General features: G+C 60.7%; 22 protein-coding genes. 7 read left to right on the top strand and 15 right to left on the bottom strand.

Annotated elements, in window-relative coordinates; all coding sequences use genetic code 11:
* Nucleotides 1–6: 6 nt before the first annotated feature.
* From ACQZ5N_RS25300 to ACQZ5N_RS25290, 3 genes are all read left to right on the top strand, one after another.
* Nucleotides 7–1305 carry a M16 family metallopeptidase gene (locus ACQZ5N_RS25300; RefSeq protein WP_003520499.1) on the top strand — a complete coding sequence of 433 codons (1299 nt, stop codon included), beginning with the start codon at nt 7–9 and terminating at the stop codon, nt 1303–1305.
* Nucleotides 1306–1398: 93 nt separating this feature from the next.
* Nucleotides 1399–1998 carry a GNAT family N-acetyltransferase gene (locus tag ACQZ5N_RS25295; protein WP_003509108.1) on the top strand — a complete coding sequence of 200 codons (600 nt, stop codon included), beginning with the start codon at nt 1399–1401 and terminating at the stop codon, nt 1996–1998.
* Complete coding sequence (locus ACQZ5N_RS25290; RefSeq protein WP_448734442.1) at nt 1995–4910, top strand: EAL domain-containing protein; 2916 nt, start codon at nt 1995–1997, stop codon at nt 4908–4910. Before ACQZ5N_RS25295 ends, ACQZ5N_RS25290 begins: the two co-directional genes overlap by 4 nt.
* Nucleotides 4911–5118: 208 nt before the next feature.
* Here the strand turns inward: ACQZ5N_RS25290 and ACQZ5N_RS25285 are convergent, their stop codons facing one another.
* The 3 genes from ACQZ5N_RS25285 to ACQZ5N_RS25275 all read right to left on the bottom strand — a co-directional run bounded on the left by ACQZ5N_RS25285 (nt 5119) and on the right by ACQZ5N_RS25275 (nt 7558).
* Complete coding sequence (locus tag ACQZ5N_RS25285) at nt 5119–6225, bottom strand: zinc-binding metallopeptidase family protein (protein ID WP_448734441.1); 1107 nt, start codon at nt 6223–6225, stop codon at nt 5119–5121.
* Between the two features lie 430 nt (nt 6226–6655).
* Nucleotides 6656–6847, bottom strand: a complete 192-nt coding sequence (locus ACQZ5N_RS25280; RefSeq protein WP_003521119.1) for a CsbD family protein — start codon at nt 6845–6847, stop codon at nt 6656–6658.
* Nucleotides 6848–6952: 105 nt separating this feature from the next.
* Nucleotides 6953–7558, bottom strand: a complete 606-nt coding sequence (locus ACQZ5N_RS25275; protein ID WP_003521117.1) for a YqgE/AlgH family protein — start codon at nt 7556–7558, stop codon at nt 6953–6955.
* A gap of 161 nt (nt 7559–7719) precedes the next feature.
* Here ACQZ5N_RS25275 and ACQZ5N_RS25270 point away from each other — a divergent pair, with 161 nt between their 5' ends.
* Entirely contained in the window at nt 7720–8568 is an 849-nt protein-coding gene (locus ACQZ5N_RS25270) for a protein-disulfide reductase DsbD domain-containing protein (RefSeq protein WP_448734440.1), read from the top strand.
* 122 nt (nt 8569–8690) lie between these two features.
* Nucleotides 8691–9176 carry a peroxiredoxin gene (locus tag ACQZ5N_RS25265; protein ID WP_003521115.1) on the top strand — a complete coding sequence of 162 codons (486 nt, stop codon included), beginning with the start codon at nt 8691–8693 and terminating at the stop codon, nt 9174–9176.
* Between the two features lie 147 nt (nt 9177–9323).
* Here the strand turns inward: ACQZ5N_RS25265 and ACQZ5N_RS25260 are convergent, their stop codons facing one another.
* From ACQZ5N_RS25260 to coxB, 12 genes are all read right to left on the bottom strand, one after another.
* Nucleotides 9324–9632, bottom strand: coding sequence for a Dabb family protein (locus ACQZ5N_RS25260; RefSeq protein WP_003521114.1), 309 nt, complete (start codon nt 9630–9632; stop codon nt 9324–9326).
* Nucleotides 9633–9766: 134 nt separating this feature from the next.
* Nucleotides 9767–10207, bottom strand: a complete 441-nt coding sequence (gene rnhA / locus ACQZ5N_RS25255; RefSeq protein ID WP_065115053.1) for a ribonuclease HI — start codon at nt 10205–10207, stop codon at nt 9767–9769.
* Nucleotides 10204–11172 (bottom strand): homoserine kinase, encoded by a 969-nt coding sequence (locus tag ACQZ5N_RS25250; protein WP_448734439.1) that lies wholly within the window; start codon nt 11170–11172, stop codon nt 10204–10206. Before ACQZ5N_RS25250 ends, rnhA begins: the two co-directional genes overlap by 4 nt.
* Before the next feature lie 92 nt (nt 11173–11264).
* The gene (ispH, locus tag ACQZ5N_RS25245; RefSeq protein ID WP_003521111.1) at nt 11265–12311 is read right to left on the bottom strand and encodes a 4-hydroxy-3-methylbut-2-enyl diphosphate reductase; all 1047 of its coding nucleotides are present in this window, start codon (nt 12309–12311) and stop codon (nt 11265–11267) included.
* Between the two features lie 77 nt (nt 12312–12388).
* On the bottom strand, nt 12389–13123 hold the full coding sequence (locus ACQZ5N_RS25240; protein ID WP_059754148.1) for an SURF1 family protein: 735 nt from the start codon (nt 13121–13123) through the stop codon (nt 12389–12391).
* A gap of 10 nt (nt 13124–13133) precedes the next feature.
* Entirely contained in the window at nt 13134–13520 is a 387-nt protein-coding gene (locus ACQZ5N_RS25235) for a DUF983 domain-containing protein (RefSeq protein ID WP_003521108.1), read from the bottom strand.
* A 291-nt stretch (nt 13521–13811) separates the two neighbouring features.
* Nucleotides 13812–14687: a cytochrome c oxidase subunit 3 gene (locus ACQZ5N_RS25230; RefSeq protein ID WP_003521107.1), complete on the bottom strand. Its 876-nt coding sequence runs from the start codon at nt 14685–14687 to the stop codon at nt 13812–13814.
* A 61-nt stretch (nt 14688–14748) separates the two neighbouring features.
* Nucleotides 14749–15366: a cytochrome c oxidase assembly protein gene (locus tag ACQZ5N_RS25225; RefSeq protein WP_003521106.1), complete on the bottom strand. Its 618-nt coding sequence runs from the start codon at nt 15364–15366 to the stop codon at nt 14749–14751.
* A 29-nt stretch (nt 15367–15395) separates the two neighbouring features.
* A complete protein-coding gene (locus ACQZ5N_RS25220; protein WP_003521105.1) occupies nt 15396–15527 on the bottom strand; it encodes a hypothetical protein in 132 nt (43 codons plus the stop codon).
* Nucleotides 15527–16480, bottom strand: coding sequence for a heme o synthase (gene cyoE / locus ACQZ5N_RS25215; RefSeq protein WP_003521104.1), 954 nt, complete (start codon nt 16478–16480; stop codon nt 15527–15529). Before cyoE ends, ACQZ5N_RS25220 begins: the two co-directional genes overlap by 1 nt.
* 386 nt (nt 16481–16866) lie before the next feature.
* On the bottom strand, nt 16867–18573 hold the full coding sequence (gene ctaD, locus ACQZ5N_RS25210) for a cytochrome c oxidase subunit I (protein ID WP_020809078.1): 1707 nt from the start codon (nt 18571–18573) through the stop codon (nt 16867–16869).
* Nucleotides 18574–18589: 16 nt separating this feature from the next.
* Complete coding sequence (coxB, locus tag ACQZ5N_RS25205) at nt 18590–19453, bottom strand: cytochrome c oxidase subunit II (RefSeq protein ID WP_003521102.1); 864 nt, start codon at nt 19451–19453, stop codon at nt 18590–18592.
* A gap of 443 nt (nt 19454–19896) precedes the next feature.
* Here coxB and ACQZ5N_RS25200 point away from each other — a divergent pair, with 443 nt between their 5' ends.
* Together ACQZ5N_RS25200 and tldD are read left to right on the top strand one after the other, a co-directional pair.
* Nucleotides 19897–20421: an invasion associated locus B family protein gene (locus ACQZ5N_RS25200; RefSeq protein WP_003521101.1), complete on the top strand. Its 525-nt coding sequence runs from the start codon at nt 19897–19899 to the stop codon at nt 20419–20421.
* An 82-nt stretch (nt 20422–20503) separates the two neighbouring features.
* Nucleotides 20504–21919 (top strand): metalloprotease TldD, encoded by a 1416-nt coding sequence (gene tldD / locus ACQZ5N_RS25195; RefSeq protein WP_003521099.1) that lies wholly within the window; start codon nt 20504–20506, stop codon nt 21917–21919.
* Nucleotides 21920–22105: the final 186 nt, after the last annotated feature.

Here is a 22105-nt window from a genome sequence, read left to right as displayed (position 1 = left end):
TTGAGTATGAGAGTAAATGTGACCCGGCTTTCGTCCGGGTTGACCGTTGTGACGGAAAAAATGCCGCATCTCGAAAGCGTCGCTCTTGGGGTGTGGATCAAATCCGGTTCCCGCAACGAGACGACTGCCGAACACGGCATCGCCCATCTTCTCGAACATATGGCGTTCAAGGGCACGGCGCGCCGCACTGCCCGGCAGATCGCCGAAGAAATCGAAAATGTCGGCGGCGAAGTCAACGCCGCGACATCGACGGAAACGACCTCCTACTACGCCCGCGTCCTGAAAGACCACGTCCCCCTCGCCGTCGATATCCTTGCCGACATCCTGACGGAATCGCTGTTCGACGAAGACGAGCTGGAGCGGGAGAAAAACGTCATCCTGCAGGAAATCGGCGCGGCGACCGATACGCCCGACGACGTGATCTTCGACAATTTCTCCGGTGTCGCCTATCGCGACCAGACCATCGGCCGCCCGATCCTCGGCACGCCGGACACCGTTCAATCCTTCACCACCGGCCAGATCAGGCATTATCTCGCCCGCAACTACACGACGGACCGCATCTTCGTCGTGGCGGCAGGCGCTGTCGATCACGAGAGCTTCGTGAAGCAGGTGGAAGAACGTTTCGCCTCGCTGCCGCAGCTGCCCATCGCCACACCGGTTCTCGAAAAGGCTATCTATACCGGCGGGGAAATCCGCGAGACCCGCGACCTGATGGATGCGCAGGTGCTCCTCGGCTTCGAGGGCAAGGCCTATCATGCGCGCGATTTCTATTGTTCGCAGATTCTCGCCAATATCCTGGGCGGCGGCATGTCCTCCCGCCTGTTCCAGGAAGTGCGCGAATATCGTGGCCTCTGCTATTCGGTCTATGCGTTCCACTGGGGCTTTTCCGATACCGGCATCTTCGGCGTGCATGCCGCCACCGGCGGCAACGATCTGCCGGAACTGGTGCCCGTCATTCTGGAGGAACTTCGCAAGTCCTCGCAGACCATCCATCAGGAAGAAATCGACCGAGCCCGGGCGCAGATCCGCGCGCAATTGCTGATGGGCCAGGAAAGCCCGGCCGCCCGCGCCGGCCAGATGGCCCGGCAGATGATGCTTTACGGCCGGCCCATCCCCAATGAGGAGATGATGGAGCGGCTTGGCGACATCACCCGCGCGCGCCTGACCGATCTTGCGGGACGGCTGTTTTTCGATACAGTTCCGACATTGTCCGCAATTGGCCCGCTCGAACATCTGCCGCCGCTTTCCGACATCACTGCGGCGCTTTCCGCGCAGCAGCCCGCAAGGATAAAGGCGAACGGATAAACCGATATGAGAGCGGGATTTAAAGGCAAAGACCGCTCATCTTTTTCGCCATCCCGCTCGCGGATGGCGATGTCTGCCGCACAGGGATCGTGAATGCTGCGTTTTCTTTCCCGACATAGCGACACGCCCGAACTGCGCAGCGCCAATCACCTTCTCAGACTGCCGCGCTACGGCGATTTCAAGCAATGGCATGTGCTGCGCTCCGAAAGCCGGCAGTTTCTTCAGCCCTGGGAGCCGACCTGGCGGCCGGACGAGCTGACGGAAGGCGCTTTCCGCATGCGCGTGGTGCGCAACGGCCAGGAATTTTCCTCCGGCACCGCCGTTTCCTTCCTGCTATTCGAGAAAGAGACGCTGCTGGTCGGCGGCATCACCATCGGTTACATCCGCCGGGGTGCGGCGCAAAGCTGTATGATCGGATACTGGATCGGCGAGCGGCACGCCGCGCAAGGCCATATGTCTGCCGCATTAAAATTGGTAATACCATACATCTTTAACGGACTTCAGTTGCACCGTATCGAGGCAGCCTGTATTCCGGAAAACTTCAAAAGCATCCGGCTTCTCGAAAATGCCGGGTTCCAGCGGGAAGGCCTCCTGCGGGAATATCTGAAAATCAATGGCCAATGGCGGGATCATATGATGTTTTCCCTTCTTGCCGACAAGCAAAGCTCCGGCGGAACGAAGTACGATACATGACCTACAATCACACTGCGCCGTGCCTTGCGAAACGTCTGGCGGCAATCGCGCTGGCTGCGCCGTTTTTCCTGCTTTTCCTGCTTTTCTCTTCCTATTCCTACGCCTTCGAGCCGGTGAAGATTTCCCGTGACGACACGGCGCTCGACCTGACGGCCACCACCGATATCTATGCCAACCAGGGCGAAGCCTTTCAGGTCTCGACCGCGCCCGGCCCCGACGGCATTCGCCGCCGTATCGAGGTGCGCGCCAGCTCCACCGACCATCAGGGCGACTGGGCGGTTTTCGCACTTGCCAACGTCTCCGAAGAGCAGCTGGAGCGGGTGATCGTCGCGCCGCATTTCCGCCTCGTCAATTCAAAGCTGTTCTGGCCCGATCTCGGCTCGCAGCGCATCATGGCGATTACGCCGAGCGAAGGCTTTGCGCTTGACCGGCAGCCGAGCCCGGATGCCGACGTGTTCCGCATCACCCTCAATCCCGGCTCCGTCATCACCTTCGTCGCCGAGCTTTCCACGCCGCAGCTGCCGCAGCTTTATCTGTGGGAGCCCGAGGCCTACAAGGACACGATCAACGCGTTTACGCTCTATCGCGGCATCGTGCTCGGCATTGCCGGCCTGCTCGCGGTGCTTCTGACCATCCTGTTCGTGGTCAAGGGAACCTCCGTTCTGCCGGCCTCGGCCGCGCTCGCATGGGCGGTGCTCGCCTATATATGCGTGGATTTCGGCTTCCTCGAGAAGCTCATCACCGTCACCTCAAGCGATCAGCGAATATGGAGGGCGGGCGCGGAAGTGGCGCTCGCCTCCAGCTTCGTGGTCTTCCTGTTCACCTATCTCAATCTCAACCGATGGCATGCGCATCTCGGTTATGCGACCTTTGCCTGGGTGGTGGGTCTGGCGCTGCTGTTCGGCGTGGCGATCTACGATCCCTCGGTCGCCTCCGGCATCGCGCGCGTGTCCTTTGCGCTCACCGCAACGGCCGGCATCGCGCTTATCGTCTATCTCGGTTTCAACCGTTACGATCGGGCGATTTTGCTCGTGCCTTCCTGGGCGCTCATCCTCGTCTGGCTGTTCGGCAGCTGGCTGACAGTGACCGGGCAATTGGACAATGACATCGTACAGCCCGCACTCGGCGGCGGGCTGGTGCTGATCGTGCTGCTGATCGGCTTCACCGTCATTCAGCACGCCTTCGCCGGCAGCGCCTATCAGCAGGGTCTCTTCTCCGATCTCGAGCGGCAATCGCTGGCGCTGACGGGCAGCGGCGATACGGTCTGGGACTGGGATGTGACGCGCGACCGCATCGTCACCACGCCCGATATTTCCAACCGGCTGGGGCTGGAACCCGGCGCCATGCATGGCGCTGCACGCAACTGGCTGCCGCGCCTGCACCCTGACGATCGCGACCGGTTCAAGGCGACGCTCGACGTGCTGCTCGACCATCGCAAGGGCCGCCTCAACCACGAATTCCGCATTCGCGCCGAAGACGGGCATTTCCACTGGCTGCAAATCCGCGCCCGTCCGGTTCTCGGCTCCAACGGCGAAATCATCCGCTGCGTCGGCACCATCACCGATATTACCGAGCAGAAGAACTCCGTCGAGCGGCTGCTTCAGGATGCGATGAACGACAATCTGACCGGGCTTCCGAACCGGCAGGTTTTCCTCGACCGCCTGCAGTCGATCCTCAACCTGTCTTCCGACAGCGACGGCGTGCGCCCGACCGTGATGGCCATCGATATCGACCGCTACAAGCTGGTCAACGATACGCTTGGCATTGCTGCCGGTGACAATATCCTCATCGCGCTAACCCGTCGTCTGCGCCGTCTGTTGAAACCGCAGGATACGCTGGCGCGTCTTGGCGGCGATGAGTTCGGCCTGATCCTGACTTCGGAGCGCGATCCGCAACGTATTGCCGATTTCGCCGACGCGGTAAACAAGGCGATCATGGTGCCGATCAATTTCGCCAACCGCGAAATCATCCTCACCGCTTCCATCGGACTCGTTTCGTGGATCGACCAGCAGGAAAGTGCGGCCGGACTCTTGAGCGATGCGGAACTCGCCATGTATCGCGCCAAGCGCGCCGGCGGCAACCGCGTCGAGCCCTTCCGCCCCGCCTTCCGCACGTCGGGCACCGACCGCCTGCAGATGGAAAGCGACCTGCGCCGCGCCATCGAGCGCAAGGAGCTGTCGCTGGCCTACCAGCCAATCGTCAAGCTCGACGATGGCGAGCTAGCCGGTTTCGAAGCGCTGATGCGGTGGGAGCACCCCAAGCGCGGCAATATTCCGCCGAGCGAATTCATTCCGATTGCGGAGGCCTCCGGCCTGATCGAGCCGCTCGGCATGTTCGCGCTGGAACGGGCGGCGACCGATCTGATGGACTGGCAGCACGCCATCGAGAAGATGCCAATCTTCATTTCCGTCAATATTTCCAGCGCGCAGCTGCTGAACAATGAATTGTACAATGACGTGCGCGGCATGCTGACCCGCACCCGTTGCAATCCGCAGCAGCTGAAGCTGGAACTGACGGAATCCGTCGTCATGGAGAACCCGGAGCAGGCGCGGCTGGTGCTTTCCAAGCTCAAGGAAACGGGCTTGAGCCTCGCCATGGACGATTTCGGCACCGGCTATTCGTCGCTCGCCTATCTCACCCGCTTCCCCTTCGACACGATCAAGCTCGACAAGGCGCTGGTGGCCAATACCAGCGACAAGCGCAACGTGCTCCTGCGCTCCGTCATCGCCATGGCGCGGGCGCTCGACATGCAGGTCGTGGCGGAAGGCATCGAAACGCCCGAGGATGCGGCCGAACTGGCGCGCATGAATTGCCATTTCGGCCAGAGCTTCCTGTTCGGCACCCCGGTTTCGGGCGATGCGGCGCTGAAGCTTTTGCGGGAACGGTTCCAGCCGACGAAGCGGGCTTCGTAACGGGGTCTTGGAGCGGAGGGAATGGAGACATGGCCCTAACACTTCCGTCATTCCGGCCGTGAGCCGGAATCCAGCCAACACGCGTCTGCGTGTTGCAAAGAAGCCTTTCAGCCCAAGGACTTGGGCTGGCTGGATGCCGGATCAAGCCCGGCATGACGGGAGGAGGAAACGGTCGTTCGCGGACCGTTTCTCCTCGCTTGTCAAATATTCACTGAACCACAGCAGCCTGCTGCTCCGGCGATGACGCATCCGCCGCCACCCTCCCATGCAGGAGGTCGTGAATGAATTCCATCTTCACCACCACCGGCGGTGTCAGCACGAAGGGATAGAGGTCCGCCTCACCCATGCTGCGCTGGATAGAATTGATCGCGACGCTGAGCGGAATCCAGGCCTTGACGAGTTGTTCGGCGCTGCGGGCTTTGTAGGGATCGAAAGTCACCTCCGCCGCCATTTCTTCATGCCCATCGGGATCGATGGCCACGCCGAAGGCCCGCGCCGTCTCCAGCGTATCGACGATATGCAGATAATGGGCGAAACACTCGGCGAAATCCTCCCAGGGGTGGACGGACGCATAGGAACTGATGAAGCTTTCCTGCCAGTCGGGACGCGGTCCCTCTTCGTAATTGCGTTGCAGAGCGGCGCCATAATCCTCGCTGTCGTCGCCGAAGACGGCGCGGCAGGCCTCCAGGCGGTTCTCATCGCGCACCAGCTTGTTCCAGATGAAGTGACCGACCTCGTGGCGGAAATGGCCGAGCATGGTGCGGTACGGCTCGTTCATATTGGCGCGGACCTGCTCGCGGGTGACATCGTCGGCCTCCGCGGCGCGGATGGCGATCAGGCCCTCATCGTGACCCGTCATGGCGGGAATGACGGAACCGTCAGGCGCCACCTCGTCCACCAGAAAATCGAAGACCAGCCCACCGGCCGGATCGGCATCGCGATTGGGATGCGGCAGGCCGAGCCGCAGGATCGAATAGAACAGATGCCGCTGCGCCTGGCTGATGCGACGCCATTGTGCGATGCCCCCATCCGTCGCGACATCCGGCACCAGACGGTTGTGGCTGCAGGCCGGGCAAAAGGCGCTGTCGCTTTGCGCCGGCACCGACCAGTTGCAGATATCGTTCACTTCATTGGCACAAAACCGCACCTGTTTTTGCGGGTCCGCGACGATCTGCCAGTTCGGCTCACCCGCGGGCGAAAGCGCCTCCATGGATAGCCGCTCCGGCACGAAGGCCAGACGATGACCGCAGGAAACGCAGAAACGATTATCGAAATGGACCGGCTGGCCGCAGGATGCGCAGGAAAAAAGCTTCATCGATGAAACCCTTGCGATGGATCGGGTGGGTGGAGGTAACATACGATGCCAACATGCACCGTAGGCGACAGCTGAAAATCATTGACGCTCCTGCGCTCCGGGCTTACCCCCCTCTGTCCTGCCGGACATCTCCCCCTCAAGGGGGGAGATCGGCAAGACGCTCTTCCACCACTCCATTCTCAAGCATTGAGATGGGCGAGACCTCGCCTCAGGTCGATCTCCCCCCTTGAGGGGGAGATGTCCGACAGGACAGAGGGGGGTAAGCCCGGAGCGCAGGAGCATCAATGATTGGCAACGGTCGCCTACGGTGGCCACTATGAAGGGCGTAACAGGCGACCGCCTTCACATCCCAGACGACAGGAGCGCATGTGCGGTCAACACATGCGCTCCGAAGCGCCGTATCGAAAGAGGCGCAACTCGTCGGGCGAAATTACATGCGGTCAACGGCGCCCTTGACGGCGTCTTTCGCCTTACCAACGCTGGTCTGTACCTTGCCCTTGGCTTCCTGGGCGGCACCCTTGGCGCGCAATTCATTATTGCCCGTCGCTTCGCCGACGTTCTTCTTCACTTTGCCAGCAACTTCATTGGCTTTACCGGCGATCTTGTCAGATGTGCTACCCATAATACTACTCCCTCGTTGAGCCGTACTGTCTGTCCGGCTTTCCGGGTGAGTAACGTCAGGGGTCGGGATTTGGTTCCAGCCAAAACGGGCGGAACATGCAGGGGCTCAGGCGTGCCCGGCATCCGTGGAGAGCATGCGCGCATCGACGCCCATGAGCGCCAGGGCCCGCTCGTATTTATTGTCCAGCCCGCGGTCGAAGATCAGTTCCTCCGCAGCGGGGCAATTCAGCCAGCCATTATTGGCGATCTCGTTTTCGAGCTGGCCCGGACCCCAGCCTGCATAACCGAGCATCATTGTGGCCCTTTGCGGACCGCGGCCGTTGGAGATGGCGCGGACGATATCGAGCGTTGCCGTCAGCGAAATATCATCGCTGACCGGAATGCTGGATTCGCTTAAATAATCATCCGAATGCAGCACGAAACCCCGGCCGGATTCCACCGGGCCGCCGCACTGGATCGGAAATTCGCGGGTGCGGTTGGGCAGCATGATGGCGTCGTTGCTATCCACCAGTTTCAGGTGCAGCAGAATATCCGTAAAGGTGATCTGCTGCGGCCGGTTGATGATGAAGCCCATGGCGCCGGCATCCGAATGGGCGCAGATATAGATCACCGAACGGGCAAAATTGCCGTCGTCCAGCCCCGGCATCGCGATGAGGAACTGACCATCGAGAAAGCCACGTTCGCGTTTGTCCATCAGGGTTGAAAAGCTCACCGGCGCCTCCAGCAGACCGCATTCCGTCGTTTAACGGAAAACGGCGTTCGCACTTCGACAAAGGACAGGATGCGGCATCGCGCCCGATCAATCAACCGAAAATGATGAACCGCACGAATTCGTAACTGGTCCGCCGGGCGATGTTGGGTTAGACGGAAAGCATGAGCGCCAGAATATTCTTTCGATTTTCACATTTCCGTTTTGCAGCGGCATTTGCTGCCCTACTTGGCGGTGCTGAAGCCGCCCAGGCCGAGATTACCGACTGGGCGAGAAGCGAAGGCGGCCAGATGCGCGTGGCAAGCCTTGCCATGGATGCCGACGGCGTGGTGCGCGGCGTGCTGCAGATCGAGCCGAAGGACGGCTGGATCACCTATTGGCGCGAACCGGGCGAAGCAGGCATACCGCCGCAGATCACGCCCGATCCGGCCAGCGGCGCGGCGCTCACCACCATGGCCTATCCGGTTCCGAAGCTGATCGAAAACGGCGACATCACCGATATCGGCTATGACCACGCCGTCAGCCTTCCGTTTCAGCTGAAAGCCACGGACCCGGCGGCAAGCGGGAAGATCGATCTCACTGCCTTCATCGGCGTGTGCCAGAATATCTGCATTCCCTTCGAGGCGAAGTTTTCAATCGAGCGCGGCAATGCGGGCGATGACGACCGCGAGGAACGGCGATTGCTGGAGGAGGCGCGCGAAACGCTGCCCGAGGCGGCATCCGACGATTTCAAGGTGATCGATTTCCACATCACGCCCGACAAGACCATGCTCGGCGTGCAATTGCAGCTTCCGGAAAACGCGCCGAAGGAGACCGAAATCTTCATCGCCGGCCCCTCGGGCTTTGCCTATTACGAGCCGCAGAACCTGGTGCGCGACAAGCGCAAGCTCTCCTTCTACATGAACATCAAGGGCCTGCCGAAAACCTATCAGGTGCAGGGCAATAGCTGGCCTATCCTGGTCAAATCCGGCGACCGGGCCATGGAAACGATGCTCCATTTTCCAAAGCCCTGATCGGTTCGGCGGTCACGTTTGAGCGGCCGCGTCTGCAATGGAATTTCCTGCGAAAACCGCATGACACGTTTCATTTGGTTGCTCTATAGTCGCGCGAACCGAACGGCTACAGGAGCACGGACATGACCATCAAGATCGGCGAAAAACTGCCTTCCGCAACTTTCAAGGAAAAGACGGCCGACGGCCCGGTGGAAACCACCACGGACGCGCTTTTCGGCGGCAAGAAGGTGGTTCTCTTCGCCGTTCCCGGCGCTTTCACCCCCACCTGCTCACTGAACCATCTGCCGGGCTATCTCGAAAACCGCGACACCATTCTTTCCAAGGGCGTTGACGATATCGCCGTCGTCGCCGTCAATGACTGGCACGTGATGGGCGCATGGGCGCAATCCTCCGGCGGTCAGGGCAAGATCCACTTCCTCGCCGACTGGGACGCCGCTTTCACCAAGGCGCTCGGCCTCGATGCCGATCTTTCCGCCGGCGGCCTCGGCGTGCGCTCCAAACGTTATTCGATGCTGGTGGAAGACGGTGTGGTGAAGTCGCTCAACGTGGAAGAGAACCCCGGCCAGGCGACGGTCTCTGCCGCTGCGGCGATGATCGAGCAGCTTTGACGTTAAGAAGAAGGCCTCTTGGCCCTAGATAAGACGTCATCCTCGGCCCTGTGCCGAGGATTTAATCACGTCCAATTCAATCGACACGTTGCAGATGCTCGGGACAAGCCCGAGCATGACGGAAGAGAGCGACGAGAAGCCGCTCTCTCAAACATTCATATCGAACACCAGAAGCCCGGCGAGACCGCCATCGGTGAGCGACACGAGACGTTCCCCCACTTCCATGTGCTTGGGATGGGCGAGATAGTCGTCGCGGGCCTCGGGGCTTTCCAGCGTTACGATGAAACCGTCGACAAAACCGCCATTCAGCCCTTCGGGTGAGACATTCTGGCCGTATTTCACATCGATGATGCCGGGTATCACATCCTTCAGGGCGGCAATCGCCTCGAATATTGCGTGTTTTTCAGAAGAGGCCGTTGCAGCCTTGAAGCGTAGAAATACACAATGCAGGATCATCCGGATTTCTCTCCTCCGTTGGGCGCTACCGGAGCGCCCCTTGACGACAAGATAGGTCGGGTTTCGGTTTTCACAACCCCCGATAACGGGGCCACCGGCGCGGATTTGCCGGCCCGAAATAGAGCAGGCTTCCATTACCGCCGTTTGAAGGGCTCCATGCCCTTTCGCGCCAACTCGTCGGCGCGCTCGTTTTCCGGGTGGCCGGCATGGCCCTTGACCCAGTGCAGGGTGACCTTATGGCGTTGCTGCGCCGCTTCCAGCGCCTGCCATAGTTCAACATTCTTGACCGGCTTGTTATCGGCGGTTTTCCAGCCCTTCTTTTTCCAGCCGAAAATCCACTTGGTGATGCCGTCCTTCACATAGGCGCTGTCGGTATAAAGATCGACCTCGCAGGGGCTTTTCAGCGCATTGAGCGCCGAGATCGCCGCCAGCAGTTCCATGCGGTTATTGGTGGTCTCGGCTTCGCCGCCGGAGAGTTCCTTCTCCACTTCGCCGTAACGCAGCACGGCGCCCCAGCCGCCGGGACCGGGATTGCCGGAGCAGGCGCCATCGGTGAAAATATCGACATGTTTCATTCGCCCGCTAGCCCATATTCGGCGACAGTGGCGATGGAACGGTGGAACCGCAGCTTGCGCAGATATTCCAGCGGATCCTTCTTGACCACCAGCGCGCCTTCCGGCGTCGTCAGCCAGTCATAAAGGCGGGTGAGGAAGAAACGCAGCGCCGAACCGCGCGCCAGAAGCGGCAGCGCCTCCAGCTCCGCTTTGCCGAGCGGGCGTACCGACTGGTAACCTTCCAGCAGCGCCTTGCCCTTGGTGACGTTGTAAGCGCCATCCTTTTCGAAGCACCAGGCATTGAGGCAGATCGACACGTCATAAGCGAGGAGGTCGTTGCAGGCGAAATAAAAGTCGATCAGGCCGGACAGTTCATCGCCGAGGAAGAACACATTGTCCTGGAACAGATCGGCATGGATGACGCCGGCCGGCAGATTCTTCGGCCAATGGGCGGCGAGATAATCGATCTCGGGGCGAATCTCGTCTTTCAGGCCCTTCTCCACCTCGTCGGCGCGGTCTTCGGACTTGTCCCAAAGCACCTTCCAGCCTTCGACGGAGAGTGCATTCGGCCGCTTGATCTCGAACCCCTCGCCGGCCAGATGCATGGCGGCCAGCGCCTTGCCGACTTCGCGGCAATGTTTCGCTTCCGGCTTTCTCAGCCACATGCCCTCGAGAAAGGAAATGAGCGCCGCCGGCCGGCCCGACAGCTCTCCCAGCAACTCGCCATCCTTGCGCGGCAGCGGCAGGGGGCAGGACAGGCCCTTGGCGGCCAGATGCTGCATGAGGCCGAGGAAGAAGGGCAGATCGGATTTCTCCACGCGCTTTTCATAAAGCGTGAGAATCAGCGGGTCCTTGGTGGTATGCAGCAGGAAATTGGAGTTTTCGACGCCTTCGGCAATACCCTTATACGAGGTGAGGCTGCCGACGTCATATTGCGTGAGGAAATTCCTCAGATCATCTTCGGTGATGTCCGTATAAACTGCCAATTTCAAATCTCTTGATGAAGGATGGAGTGGAAATCTTAGGTGGAGATGACGCAGGCGGGACGGAAACCGCCCGCATTCAGCGCCATCCCGCTTCAGATACCGGCGGCGGTTTTCGGCGGCAGCGCGTCATTGGCATTGCCGTTCACGAAAGCCATGTCGTCCGTCGTCAGCTCGATGCTGCGCAGCTCGCGATTGACGAGGAAATGTTCCGTTTCCTCGACCGTCACGGCGAGATCGAGCGTCGTATCGAAACGCGCCTTGAAGGCTTCGATGATCTCATCGACGATCACCTCCGGTGCGGATGCGCCGGCCGAAAGGCCGACGGTGCGGATATCGCCGATTTCATTCCAGTCGATTTCCGAGGCCCGCTGCACCAGCACGGAACGCTGTGCACCGGCCCGCAGCGCCACTTCCACAAGCCGCTTGGAATTGGAGGAATTGGGCGCGCCAACGACGATGAAGAGGTCGCAGCCGGGGGCCGCCTGCTTCACCGCATCCTGACGGTTGGTGGTTGCGTAACAGATGCTGTCGGCGGCGGGCGCCTGAATGGCCGGGAAACGTTCCTGCAGCCTGGCGATGACGCCGGCCGTGTCATCGACCGAAAGTGTCGTCTGGGTGACGAAGCCGAGATTTTCGCGGTCCGCCGGTTCATAACGGCCGGCATCTTCCACAGTTTCGATCAGTGAGACCGTTCCTTCCGGAAGCTGGCCCATGGTGCCGATGACCTCGGGGTGGCCGGCATGGCCGATCAGCACCACATGGCGGCCAAGGCGCTGGTGGCGCATGGCCTGCTTGTGAACCTTGGAGACCAGCGGGCAAGTGGCATCGAGATAGAACAGATTACGCGCCTGCGCATCTTCCGGCACGGATTTCGGCACGCCGTGAGCCGAGAAAACCACCGGCTGCTCGCGATGCTCGGCCGGAATTTCATGCAGTTCCTCGACGAAAACCGCGCCCTTGGCTTCCAGCCCTTCCACCACATAACGGTTATGCACGATTTCGTGGCGGACATAGACGGGTGCCCCATAGGCCTTCAGCGCCAGCACGACGATCTGGATCGCCCGGTCCACGCCCGCGCAAAAGCCGCGCGGTCCGCACAGCCTTATCGTCAAAGGGGGTTTGGAAACGGCGATGTTCATTCCAGCTCCTTGGCCTGCTCCTTGGGCCGTGCTTCATGGCCTTGCCCGACAAGCTGCCTTACCGGACGGGCTGCGCTTTATTCACCCTGCGCCTTACCGTTCCGGAAATAGGCAAAACCGGCGACGATGACAAGGGCCGCCGCCAACCCATACCACGTTATCGCATATTGCAGGTGATTGTTGGGCAAATCTATCAGCGTCACGCCACCCTGCGGCCAACCGCCCGGATTAGGCGCGTTGTCAGCATCTACGAAGAGGTGGACCAGCCGGTCGGGCGGGATATCGGCGCTGGAGGCCATGGCCGCCAGATCCTTCCAGTAGAAGATGTTCTTGGCGATATCGTTATCAGGCAGCAGCGAGGACGGTTTTGCAACCAGCGGCGCGCGCGAAAGGCCGGTGATCGTTACCTCGCCGGCAACCTGCCCGTCGGGCCGTTTGGCGGGTTCCTTCATCTCGAAGGGCACGAAGCCGCGATTGACGAAGAGAATGCGGCCATCGGCAAGCGTCAGCGGCGTATAGATGTAATAGCCGGTTTGCCCCTGATGCGTGGCGAAGAAATGCCGCTCGCGGGCATGATCGAAGGTGCCGGAAAGACTGACCGTGCGGTATTCGATATCGCCGCCGCTTTTCGCGATCGCCTCTATATCGGAGAGCGGCACCGGGCTCGCGCTCCGCCGCTCCTCGATATCGGCAATCAGCGCCTCTTTCCAGTAGAGACGCTTCACCTGCCAGGTGCCGAGCCCGAGAAGAATGGCAAGCGCCAGCAGCACCAGCGGCGCGGCGAACCAGACCCGCCTTTCCGCCGCCTTCATGTGGGAAACGTCATTCACGATCAAGCCTGCCTTCGCTTGCATTGTTGCGGTATTGCAGCGCAATCATGATCCCTTTCAGCTTGCGCAGCAGCACAAGGGAGACAATCACCGTAAACGGCAACCACAGCATGACATGCACCCAGACCGGCGGCGCAAAACGCTGATCGAACCAGAGCGCCAGCCCGACGACCAGAAAACCGACGATCAGCATGACGAAAACCGCCGGGCCATCGCCCGCATCGGCAAAACCGTAATCCAGTCCGCAGGCGCTGCAGGCGGGTTTTATGGTCAGAAAGCCGTCGAACAGCCGTCCGTTGCCGCAGCGCGGGCAGCAGCCTTTGAGCCCGACCTTGATGGGATCGACCGGCGCGAAATTGCCGTTTGATGGTTCAGACATGACGACCTCCCGCGAAGTTGCCCAAAGCCCAAGGACGACAGCGAGCCTGTTGGAAGCGTGCTTCTAAACCAAGGCAGTCATCTGTCGCTCGGCTTTGCTGCTTGTTTCTTCTCCCCGCCGGGGAGAAGGTGGCCCGAAGGGTCGGATGAGGGGGCAACCTCTCAGTTTATCGCTGACCTCGCCCCCTCATCCCGCTGCCGCGGACTTCTCCCCGGCGGGGAGAAGAAACACGTGGCACCCGCTCGCTCCACGGGATGCCTTGCTGCGGACCCAGTCCTCTATCCGACGCAATCAGCCGTGCAGCGGCGCGCCCCAGCCACCCCAGATATAGATGGCGAAGAACAGGAACAGCCAGACGACGTCAACGAAGTGCCAGTACCAGGCAGCCGCTTCGAAACCGAAATGCTGCTTGGGCGTGAAACCGCCGCCAACGGCGCGGAACAGGCAGACCAGCAGGAAGACCGTACCGACGAAGACGTGGAAACCGTGGAAACCGGTGGCCATGAAGAAGGTCGCGCCATAGATCGAATTCTTGAAGTCGAACGGCGCGTGCATGTATTCGTAAACCTGCACGGTGGAGAACAGGACGCCGAGCGCGACGGTGAGCAACAGACCGGTGATCAGGCCCTTGCGGTCATTATGCAGCAGGGCATGGTGCGCCCAGGTGACGCAGGTGCCCGACAGAAGCAGGATGACGGTGTTGTAGAGCGGCAGGTGCCAGGGATCGATCACCTCGATGCCCTTGGGCGGCCATTGGCCGCCGGTATATTCGAGGCGCGACGCCTGAATGGCCTCGTGCGGGAAGAGGCTAGCATCGAAATAGGCCCAGAACCACGCCACGAAGAACATCACCTCCGAGGCGATGAACATGATCATGCCGTAACGCAGGTGAAGCGAGACGACGCGGGTGTGGTTGCCCTCATGGGCTTCCTTGATCGTGTCGGACCACCATGCGTACATGGTGTAAAGCACGATGACGAGGCCGATATAGAACAGCCAGGGATTGGCCAGTTCCGCGCCGAACAGCTTGAAGGAGCCGCCCGACAGGTAACGCATGTAACAGACGCCACCGAAGGTCAGGATGAAGGCGCCGATCGAGGCCAGAAGCGGCCAGGGGCTTGGATCGATAATGTGGTAGTCGTGGTTCTTCTGATGCGTATCTGCCATTGCGACAATCCCCGAATGTCTCTTCCCTGATCCGGCCTCGGATAAAAGGCCAGATCTCCTCTCACAATTTGCTTTCGCCAGATGAAGTCTTTACCGGCAAGGACGCAACCGGTTTTTCGGTTTTGGCCGGATAAAACGTATAGGACAGCGTTAAAGTATGAATGCTCTTGGTCTCGCGCGCCGTGGCGATGTCAGGATCGACGAAGAACACCACCGGCATCTCCAGCGTTTCACCCGGCTGCAGCGTCGTTTCGGTGAAGCAGAAGCACTCCACCTTGTTGAAATAGGCGCCGGCTTCCATCGGCGTGACGTTGAAGACCGCCGTGCCCGTGGTCGCCACGGGTGAGCGGTTCGTCGCCTTGAAAGTCACCTGCACCGTTTCGCCGATTTTCGGCGTGACCTTTTTGTCGACCGGCTGGAAATCCCAGTTGAGGCCGTTCGACGTATTGGCATCGAAGGTGACGTTGATGGTCTTGTCGAGGATGACGTCGGAATATTGCTCGACGCGCTGGGTGGTGCCGTTATAGCCGGTAACGCGGCAGAACAGCGTATAAAGCGGCACGGCGGCATAGGCCATGCCGATCATGGCGCAGAAAAACACCAGACAAAGCACGAGGATGGAGCGATTGCTCACCCGCTGCCTGCCGGTCCCTGCCGTCTGCGCTTCCATATTCGCCATCTCCTCCTCCTCTCCCCTCAATCAGCGCGTCAGTGCGAGCCGATCTTGATGATGGTGATGATGTAGAACAGCACCACCAGGCCGGCGAGCAGGACGCCGAGCGCGATGTTGCGCCCACGTCTCGATTTTTTCTGCGCCGCGCTCAGTTCCACCGTTTCCATCACAGGACTCCCGACATGACGGCCTTCAGGGCCGGCGCGAAATGATCGGCCAGAAGGCCGGAGAAAATCGCAAAAAGGTAAAGCACCGAATAGGCGAACATCTTCTTGGCCGGCAGCATCTTCTCGTCGCCCTCAGGCATGCGCCGGACATCGAGAGAACAGTAGACGAAGATCGCGCTCAGCACGGCGGCGAAAATGCCGTAGCCGGCGCTCGCAAGGCCGGTGAAATAAGGCGCGACGGCCGCGGCCGCGGTCAGCACCGCATAAACGATCATCTGGTTCTTGGTCGAGCGTTCGCCGACCACGTTCGGCATCATCGGAATGCCGACGGCGCCGTAATCGCGCATCTTGAACAGCGCCAGCGCCCAGAAATGCGCCGGTGTCCACAGGAAGATGATGAGGAACAGGATGATGCTATCCAGCGAAACGCCGCCGGTGACGCAGGCCCAGCCGAGCATGGGCGGGAAAGCGCCGGCCGCACCGCCGATGACGATGTTCTGCGGCGTCGAGCGTTTCAGCCACATCGTATAGATGACGGCGTAAAAGAAGATGGTGAAGGCGAGCAGGCCGGCCGAGAACCAGTTAACCGCAAGGCCGAGAATGACCACCGAAAAGGCCGAAAGCGTCAGCCCGAAGGCCAGCGCCTCGCGCGGCGCGATGCGGCCGGACGGGATCGGCCGCCGGGCGGTGCGGCTCATCACGGCGTCGATATCGGCATCGTACCACATGTTGAGCGCACCGGATGCGCCGGCACCGACGGCGATGCAGAGAATGGCGATGATGCCGAGCACCGGGTTGATTTCACCCGGCGCCAGCACGAGGCCCGCAAAGGCCGTGAAGACGACGAGCGACATGACGCGCGGCTTCAGCAATTCGAAATAATCGCGCGCGCCGGCTTCCGAAAGTTCGGAGCCCTTCACGCCCAGCATGTCGCGATTGTCGATAATGCTCATTTCCTGTCCTGTTTCCTTCGAACGCCGCGTGAAGCGACGTCCCCTGCACCGGCCCGAAAACGAATGTGATTTCCGGCATGCGCGATGCGTCAATTCATGGGTCCCGAACGTCCTGGCATGAGCGGCGCCGGGCAAAACCGATGCCATTTTCCGGCTTTTCGCCGCACCCTGCCGCCATTCGTCTGCGCTTGCATTTCATAAAGGCCAGATTTGGCATTTATCACGTCCGGGGCATGTATCACGTCGGACGGCAGGCATCGCTTGGACAAAATGTCACGCGGCAGAAGAGACTGCCCGTTCGGGAAACGGCACGGACCGAACCGCGCCGTCCCTCATTTTCAGCGCCGGGAATTCGCAGGCCCTGCCCGCGCCTTCCGGCCCGCGCATCAGCGAATGCGCGGCAGCTGTTCCCACTGGTGGTAGGGCGGCGGCGAAGACAGTTGCCATTCGAGCGTCGTCGCACCTTCACCCCAGGGGTTGTTGCCGGCGATCCGCTTCTTTGCGAAGGCTTCCCAGACGCAGAAGAGGAAGATCAGCACGCCGACGGCCGAGATGTAGGAACCGTAGGAGGATACCATGTTCCAGCCGGCATAGGCATCGGGATAATCGATGTAGCGGCGCGGCATGCCGGCAAGACCGAGGAAGTGCTGCGGGAAGAACACGAGGTTCACGCCCACGAACATGACCCAGAAATGCAGCTTGCCGAGGAATTCGCTGTACATGTAGCCGGTGATCTTCGGGAACCAGTAATACCAGCCGGCAAAGATCGCGAAGACCGCGCCGAGCGACAGAACGTAGTGGAAGTGCGCCACCACGTAATAGGTGTCGTGCAGCGAACGGTCGAGACCGGCATTGGCGAGCTGGACGCCGGTGACGCCGCCGACCGTGAACAGGAAGATGAAGCCGATCGCCCAGACCATCGGGGTCGAGAAGGTCAGCGAACCGCCCCACATGGTCGCGATCCACGAGAAGATCTTGATACCCGTCGGCACCGCGATGACCATGGTGGCGAAGACGAAGTAGCGCTGCGCTTCGAGCGACAGGCCGACCGTGTACATGTGGTGGGCCCAGACGATGAAGCCGACGGCGCCGATGGCGACCATGGCATAGGCCATGCCAAGGTAACCGAAGACCGGCTTCTTGGAGAAGGTGGAGACGATGTGGCTGATGATGCCGAAGCCCGGCAGGATCAGGATGTACACTTCCGGGTGGCCGAAGAACCAGAACAGATGCTGGTAAAGGATCGGGTCACCGCCGCCTTCCGGCGAGAAGAATGCCGTGCCGAAGTTGCGGTCGGTCAGAAGCATGGTGATGCCGCCCGCCAGAACCGGCAGCGAAAGCAGCAGCAGGAATGCGGTGACGAGGACCGACCAGGCGAAGAGCGGCATCTTGTGCAGCGTCATGCCCGGAGCGCGCATGTTGAGGATGGTGGTAATGAAGTTGATCGCACCGAGGATCGACGACGCGCCCGAAACGTGCAGCGCGAAGATCGCCAGATCCACCGCCGGTCCCGGCATGCCGCTGGTCGATAGAGGCGGATACATGGTCCAGCCGCCACCGACACCGTAGGCGCCCGCAGGGCCTTCGACGAAGAGCGAGAGAATGAGAAGGATGAAAGCCGGAACGATCAGCCAGAAGGAGATGTTGTTCAGGCGCGGGAAAGCCATGTCCGGAGCGCCGATCATAATCGGGATCATCCAGTTGGCGAAACCGCCGATCAGCGCCGGCATGACCATGAAGAAGATCATGATCAGCGCGTGCGCGGTGGTGAACACGTTGAACATGTGCTTGCCGCCATCGATGGCGGCGTCACCCTCGAAGCCGTAGACCATGGACGCCAGACCGTGGAAGATCTGGATGCCCGGCTCCTGAAGCTCCATGCGCATGACGACGGAAAGCCCGCCGCCGACGATGCCGGCGATGATCGCGAAGATCAGGTAGAGCGTGCCGATGTCCTTGTGGTTGGTCGACAGGAACCAGCGGGCAAAGAAGCCCGGCGTATGGGAATGATGCGCATCATGCGAATGATCGTGCCCATCATGTGCGGAATGACCATGCGAGTGATGATCGTCGTGTGCGGAAGGTCCAGCCATTGTCCTCACTCCAGAGTCAGTTGGTTTCGTTGGCGGCAACGTCGACGGTGCGCGGAGCGCCATCGACAGAGGCCATCAGCGCCCGGTTCGCGCCGCTCAGGTCAGAGGCGGCGGCGGTGAGCCAGGTGTTGTACTGCTGTTCGGAAACCACCCGAATGGCGATCGGCATGAAGGCGTGGTCCTTGCCGCAAAGCTCGGAACACTGACCGTAATAAAGGCCCTCTTTTTCCGCCTTGAACCAGGTTTCGTTCAAGCGGCCGGGAACGGCGTCGATCTTGACGCCGAAAGCCGGCATGGCGAAGGAATGGATCACATCCGTCGGCGCGGCGGTGACGAGCAGGCGAACAGTCTTGCCGACCGGAACGACCATTTCATTGTCTACCGCCAGAAGACGCGGATAGCGGGCCCTGTCTTCCTTTCCTGCGGCGGCGCGATCCTGATCCTTCAGCATGTAGCTGTCGAAGGAAACCGGCTCGGCGCCTTCGGCGGCCGTATATTCATAGCTCCACAGCCATTGCGTGGCGGTCGCCTTCAGCGTCACATCGGGATTTTCCGGCTGCGTGAGCTGCGCGTTCAAGAGATTGAACGACGGGAAAGCAAGGAACAGGAGAATGAGAACCGGCGCCAGCGTCCAGACCACCTCGATCGCCGTGTTATGGCTGGTCTTGGAAGCCACCGGATTTTTCGCGGCGCGGAATTTCAGGGCGACGACGATGAGCAGCGCAAGAACGAAAAGCGTAACCGGAACAATGAACCAGAGCGTATATTGTTCAAACCAGCGTATTTCGTGCATGATCGGCGTGGCGGCCTCCTGCATGCCCATTTGCCAATGCACCGGCTGATCGGCGTGGGCGCCGACAGCCGTGAGCAGACAGGTCATCCCCGCCAGTGCTGCGTAAATCCTATTCGTCACGGTACCCTCTCCCTCACGCGTCTGATCTAGATCAATCACAGACGCAGAATCCATGCTTATGGTACTAACTTCAAACCACAGTTTGTCCTCTGCCGCAATATGCGTCGGGACACGGATGCGCCCCAATTTTGCCATTGGTCAATCCACGGCGACTTTCTCTCACCCCATGCCTCGCCGGACCGGCCGAACGCGGTTTCAAACAGCCCAAATGCGACAAAGCCCCTTCTCACAGCCGGTTTTGCCGCCAGTTTCATCGCCGGATAATGAATGTCGTGCCGGGCAAATCAGACGCCCATACCGGAAGACAGGTCCTATTTCCGCCCAACTCCGCTGGAATTGAAGGCCTGAGGCTTTTTTTTCCGGATTATGGCGTCAAAATAGCCGCACTGATTCGAATCCCAGAGGTATCCATGCGTCTTTCCCCGCTCGCGCGCACTTTTCTTGCCGCCGCCGGTCTTGCCATCATCGCTCCCGCCGCTGCGGCGCTGGCGCAACAGCAGCCGCCCGGCACGCCGAAGTCGACGCACGGAGCATGGTCTGTCATCTGCGACAAGCCGGCCGGCGCGTCCGAAGAACAATGCGCGCTGATGCAGAACGTCATTGCCGATGACCGCCCGGAAGTTGGGCTTTCGGTGGTGGTGCTGAAGACGGCCGACCGCAAGTCGCGCATCCTGCGCATCCTCGCACCGCTCGGCGTGCTTTTGAAGGATGGCATGGAGCTTTATATCGACAATAATAATATCGGCCGCGCCTATTTCACCCGCTGCTTCTCCGAAGGCTGCTATGTGGAAGTGGATATCGACGACGAGCTGCTGAAGGTTCTGCGCGCCGGCAAGAATGCGGTTTTCGCGCTGCGCGAAGCCGTGGATCAGGATCGCGTCGGTATTCCGATCGAGCTTTCCGGCTTTGCCGAGGGCTACGACGCGCTTCCTTAAAGCCTGCCATTGCCGGACAGCCTTGCGTCCGTCCGCTCCAGTGCCTAAATCGGTCATTGAACGATAATGACTGGAGCCTCCCATGACCGACGATCTTGTAAAACTCTTCGATTGCGACGAAACGCAATTGCGCAAGCTCGTCGGCGAGGCGCTCGCCGGCGCTGACGATGGCGAGCTTTTCATCGAACATGCCCAGGCCGAATCGCTGACTTTCGATAATGGCCGGCTGAAGGGCGGTTCCTTCAACACCGACCAGGGCTTTGGCCTGCGCGCCGTCGCCGGCGAAACGGTGGGCTACGCCCATGCGGGCGAGCTTTCGCAGGGCGCGCTGAAACGTGCTTCCGATGCGGTGGGCGCGGTGACCAAGGGTTATTCCGGCTCCTATGCCGCCGCGCCGCAGCGCACCAACAAAAAGCTTTATGGCGACGAGAACCCTATCGGCAGCCCGAGCTTCGAGGAAAAGGTGAAGCTCCTCACCGATATCGACGCCTATCTGCGTGACAAGGACGACAAGGTCCGGCAGGTGACGGCGACCATTTCCGCAAGCTGGCAGGTGGTGGACATCCTGCGGGCCGACGGCCATCGCGTCAGCGATATCCGGCCGATGACCCGCATCAATGTTTCCGTCGTGGCGGGCGAAGGCGACCGGCAGGAAAGCGGCTCCTACGGCATTGGCGGCCGCGTTGGCTTCAGCGATTTCATCACCACGGAAAACTGGCAGCGCGGTGCGGATGAAGCGCTGCGTCAGGCGCTCGTCAACCTTACCGCCATCGACGCGCCGGCCGGCACCATGGATGTGGTGCTCGGCTCCGGCTGGCCGGGCGTCATGCTGCACGAGGCGGTGGGCCACGGTCTGGAAGGCGATTTCAACCGCAAGAAAACCTCGGCCTTTGCCGGCCTGATGGGTGAAATGGTCGCCGCCCCCGGCGTGACCGTGGTGGATGACGGCACCATCGACAGCCGCCGCGGCTCGCTGACTATCGACGACGAAGGTACGCCTTCCGGCTATAATGTGCTGATCGAGAACGGCAGGCTGGTCGGTTACATGCAGGACCGGCAGAACGCCCGGCTGATGGGCGCCAGGCCCACCGGCAACGGCCGCCGGCAGGGCTACGCCTATGTGCCGATGCCGCGCATGACCAATACCTACATGCTATCAGGCGACAAGACGCCGGAAGAGATCATCGCCTCCGTGAAGAAGGGCATCTATGCCGTCTCCTTCGGCGGCGGCCAGGTGGATATCACCTCCGGCAAATTCGTGTTCGGCTGCACCGAGGCCTACCTCATCGAAAACGGCAGGATCGGCGCGCCGGTAAAGGGCGCGATGCTGATCGGCAACGGGCCGGATGCGATGAAGCGCGTGTCGATGATCGGCAACGATTCCAAGCTCGATACCGGCATCGGCAATTGCGGCAAGGCTGGACAATGGGTACCGGTCGGCGTCGGCCAGCCGCATCTGCGCATGGACCAGATCACCGTCGGCGGTACGAAGGCTTAGGCGGTGGTTTTCGGGTGATTGCACTCAGTTGAGTCGATAACGCGGACAAAACGACGTGGCACCCTATACCCGGTCCGTCATTCCGGCCTTGAGCCGGAATCCTGTGTATTGGATTTGTGCTATGTAGAGTGCGGGCGGAAGGCCGTCGGAATCCTGGTCGTTAGAGACCGCCTGCTGGCTTTTGGA

Source organism: Agrobacterium sp. 22-221-1, assembly GCF_053522445.1.
This window is presented reverse-complemented; position numbering and strand designations above follow the sequence as displayed.

Coding starts and splice junctions, on each gene's coding strand:
- ACQZ5N_RS25290 (WP_448734442.1), top strand. CDS start 1,995: ATGACCTACAATCACACTGCGCCGTGCCTTGCGAAACGTCTGGCGGCA.
- rnhA (WP_065115053.1), bottom strand. CDS start 10,207: ATGAAACATGTCGATATTTTCACCGATGGCGCCTGCTCCGGCAATCCC.
- ACQZ5N_RS25280 (WP_003521119.1), bottom strand. CDS start 6,847: ATGGGTAGCACATCTGACAAGATCGCCGGTAAAGCCAATGAAGTTGCT.
- tldD (WP_003521099.1), top strand. CDS start 20,504: ATGACCGACGATCTTGTAAAACTCTTCGATTGCGACGAAACGCAATTG.
- ACQZ5N_RS25295 (WP_003509108.1), top strand. CDS start 1,399: ATGCTGCGTTTTCTTTCCCGACATAGCGACACGCCCGAACTGCGCAGC.
- ispH (WP_003521111.1), bottom strand. CDS start 12,311: ATGAACATCGCCGTTTCCAAACCCCCTTTGACGATAAGGCTGTGCGGA.
- ctaD (WP_020809078.1), bottom strand. CDS start 18,573: ATGGCTGGACCTTCCGCACACGACGATCATCACTCGCATGGTCATTCC.
- ACQZ5N_RS25200 (WP_003521101.1), top strand. CDS start 19,897: ATGCGTCTTTCCCCGCTCGCGCGCACTTTTCTTGCCGCCGCCGGTCTT.
- ACQZ5N_RS25220 (WP_003521105.1), bottom strand. CDS start 15,527: ATGGAAACGGTGGAACTGAGCGCGGCGCAGAAAAAATCGAGACGTGGG.
- ACQZ5N_RS25285 (WP_448734441.1), bottom strand. CDS start 6,225: ATGAAGCTTTTTTCCTGCGCATCCTGCGGCCAGCCGGTCCATTTCGAT.
- ACQZ5N_RS25235 (WP_003521108.1), bottom strand. CDS start 13,520: ATGTCTGAACCATCAAACGGCAATTTCGCGCCGGTCGATCCCATCAAG.
- cyoE (WP_003521104.1), bottom strand. CDS start 16,480: ATGAGCATTATCGACAATCGCGACATGCTGGGCGTGAAGGGCTCCGAA.
- ACQZ5N_RS25265 (WP_003521115.1), top strand. CDS start 8,691: ATGACCATCAAGATCGGCGAAAAACTGCCTTCCGCAACTTTCAAGGAA.
- ACQZ5N_RS25260 (WP_003521114.1), bottom strand. CDS start 9,632: ATGATCCTGCATTGTGTATTTCTACGCTTCAAGGCTGCAACGGCCTCT.
- coxB (WP_003521102.1), bottom strand. CDS start 19,453: ATGACCTGTCTGCTCACGGCTGTCGGCGCCCACGCCGATCAGCCGGTG.
- ACQZ5N_RS25300 (WP_003520499.1), top strand. CDS start 7: ATGAGAGTAAATGTGACCCGGCTTTCGTCCGGGTTGACCGTTGTGACG.
- ACQZ5N_RS25230 (WP_003521107.1), bottom strand. CDS start 14,687: ATGGCAGATACGCATCAGAAGAACCACGACTACCACATTATCGATCCA.
- ACQZ5N_RS25240 (WP_059754148.1), bottom strand. CDS start 13,123: ATGAAGGCGGCGGAAAGGCGGGTCTGGTTCGCCGCGCCGCTGGTGCTG.
- ACQZ5N_RS25270 (WP_448734440.1), top strand. CDS start 7,720: ATGAGCGCCAGAATATTCTTTCGATTTTCACATTTCCGTTTTGCAGCG.
- ACQZ5N_RS25225 (WP_003521106.1), bottom strand. CDS start 15,366: ATGGCGAATATGGAAGCGCAGACGGCAGGGACCGGCAGGCAGCGGGTG.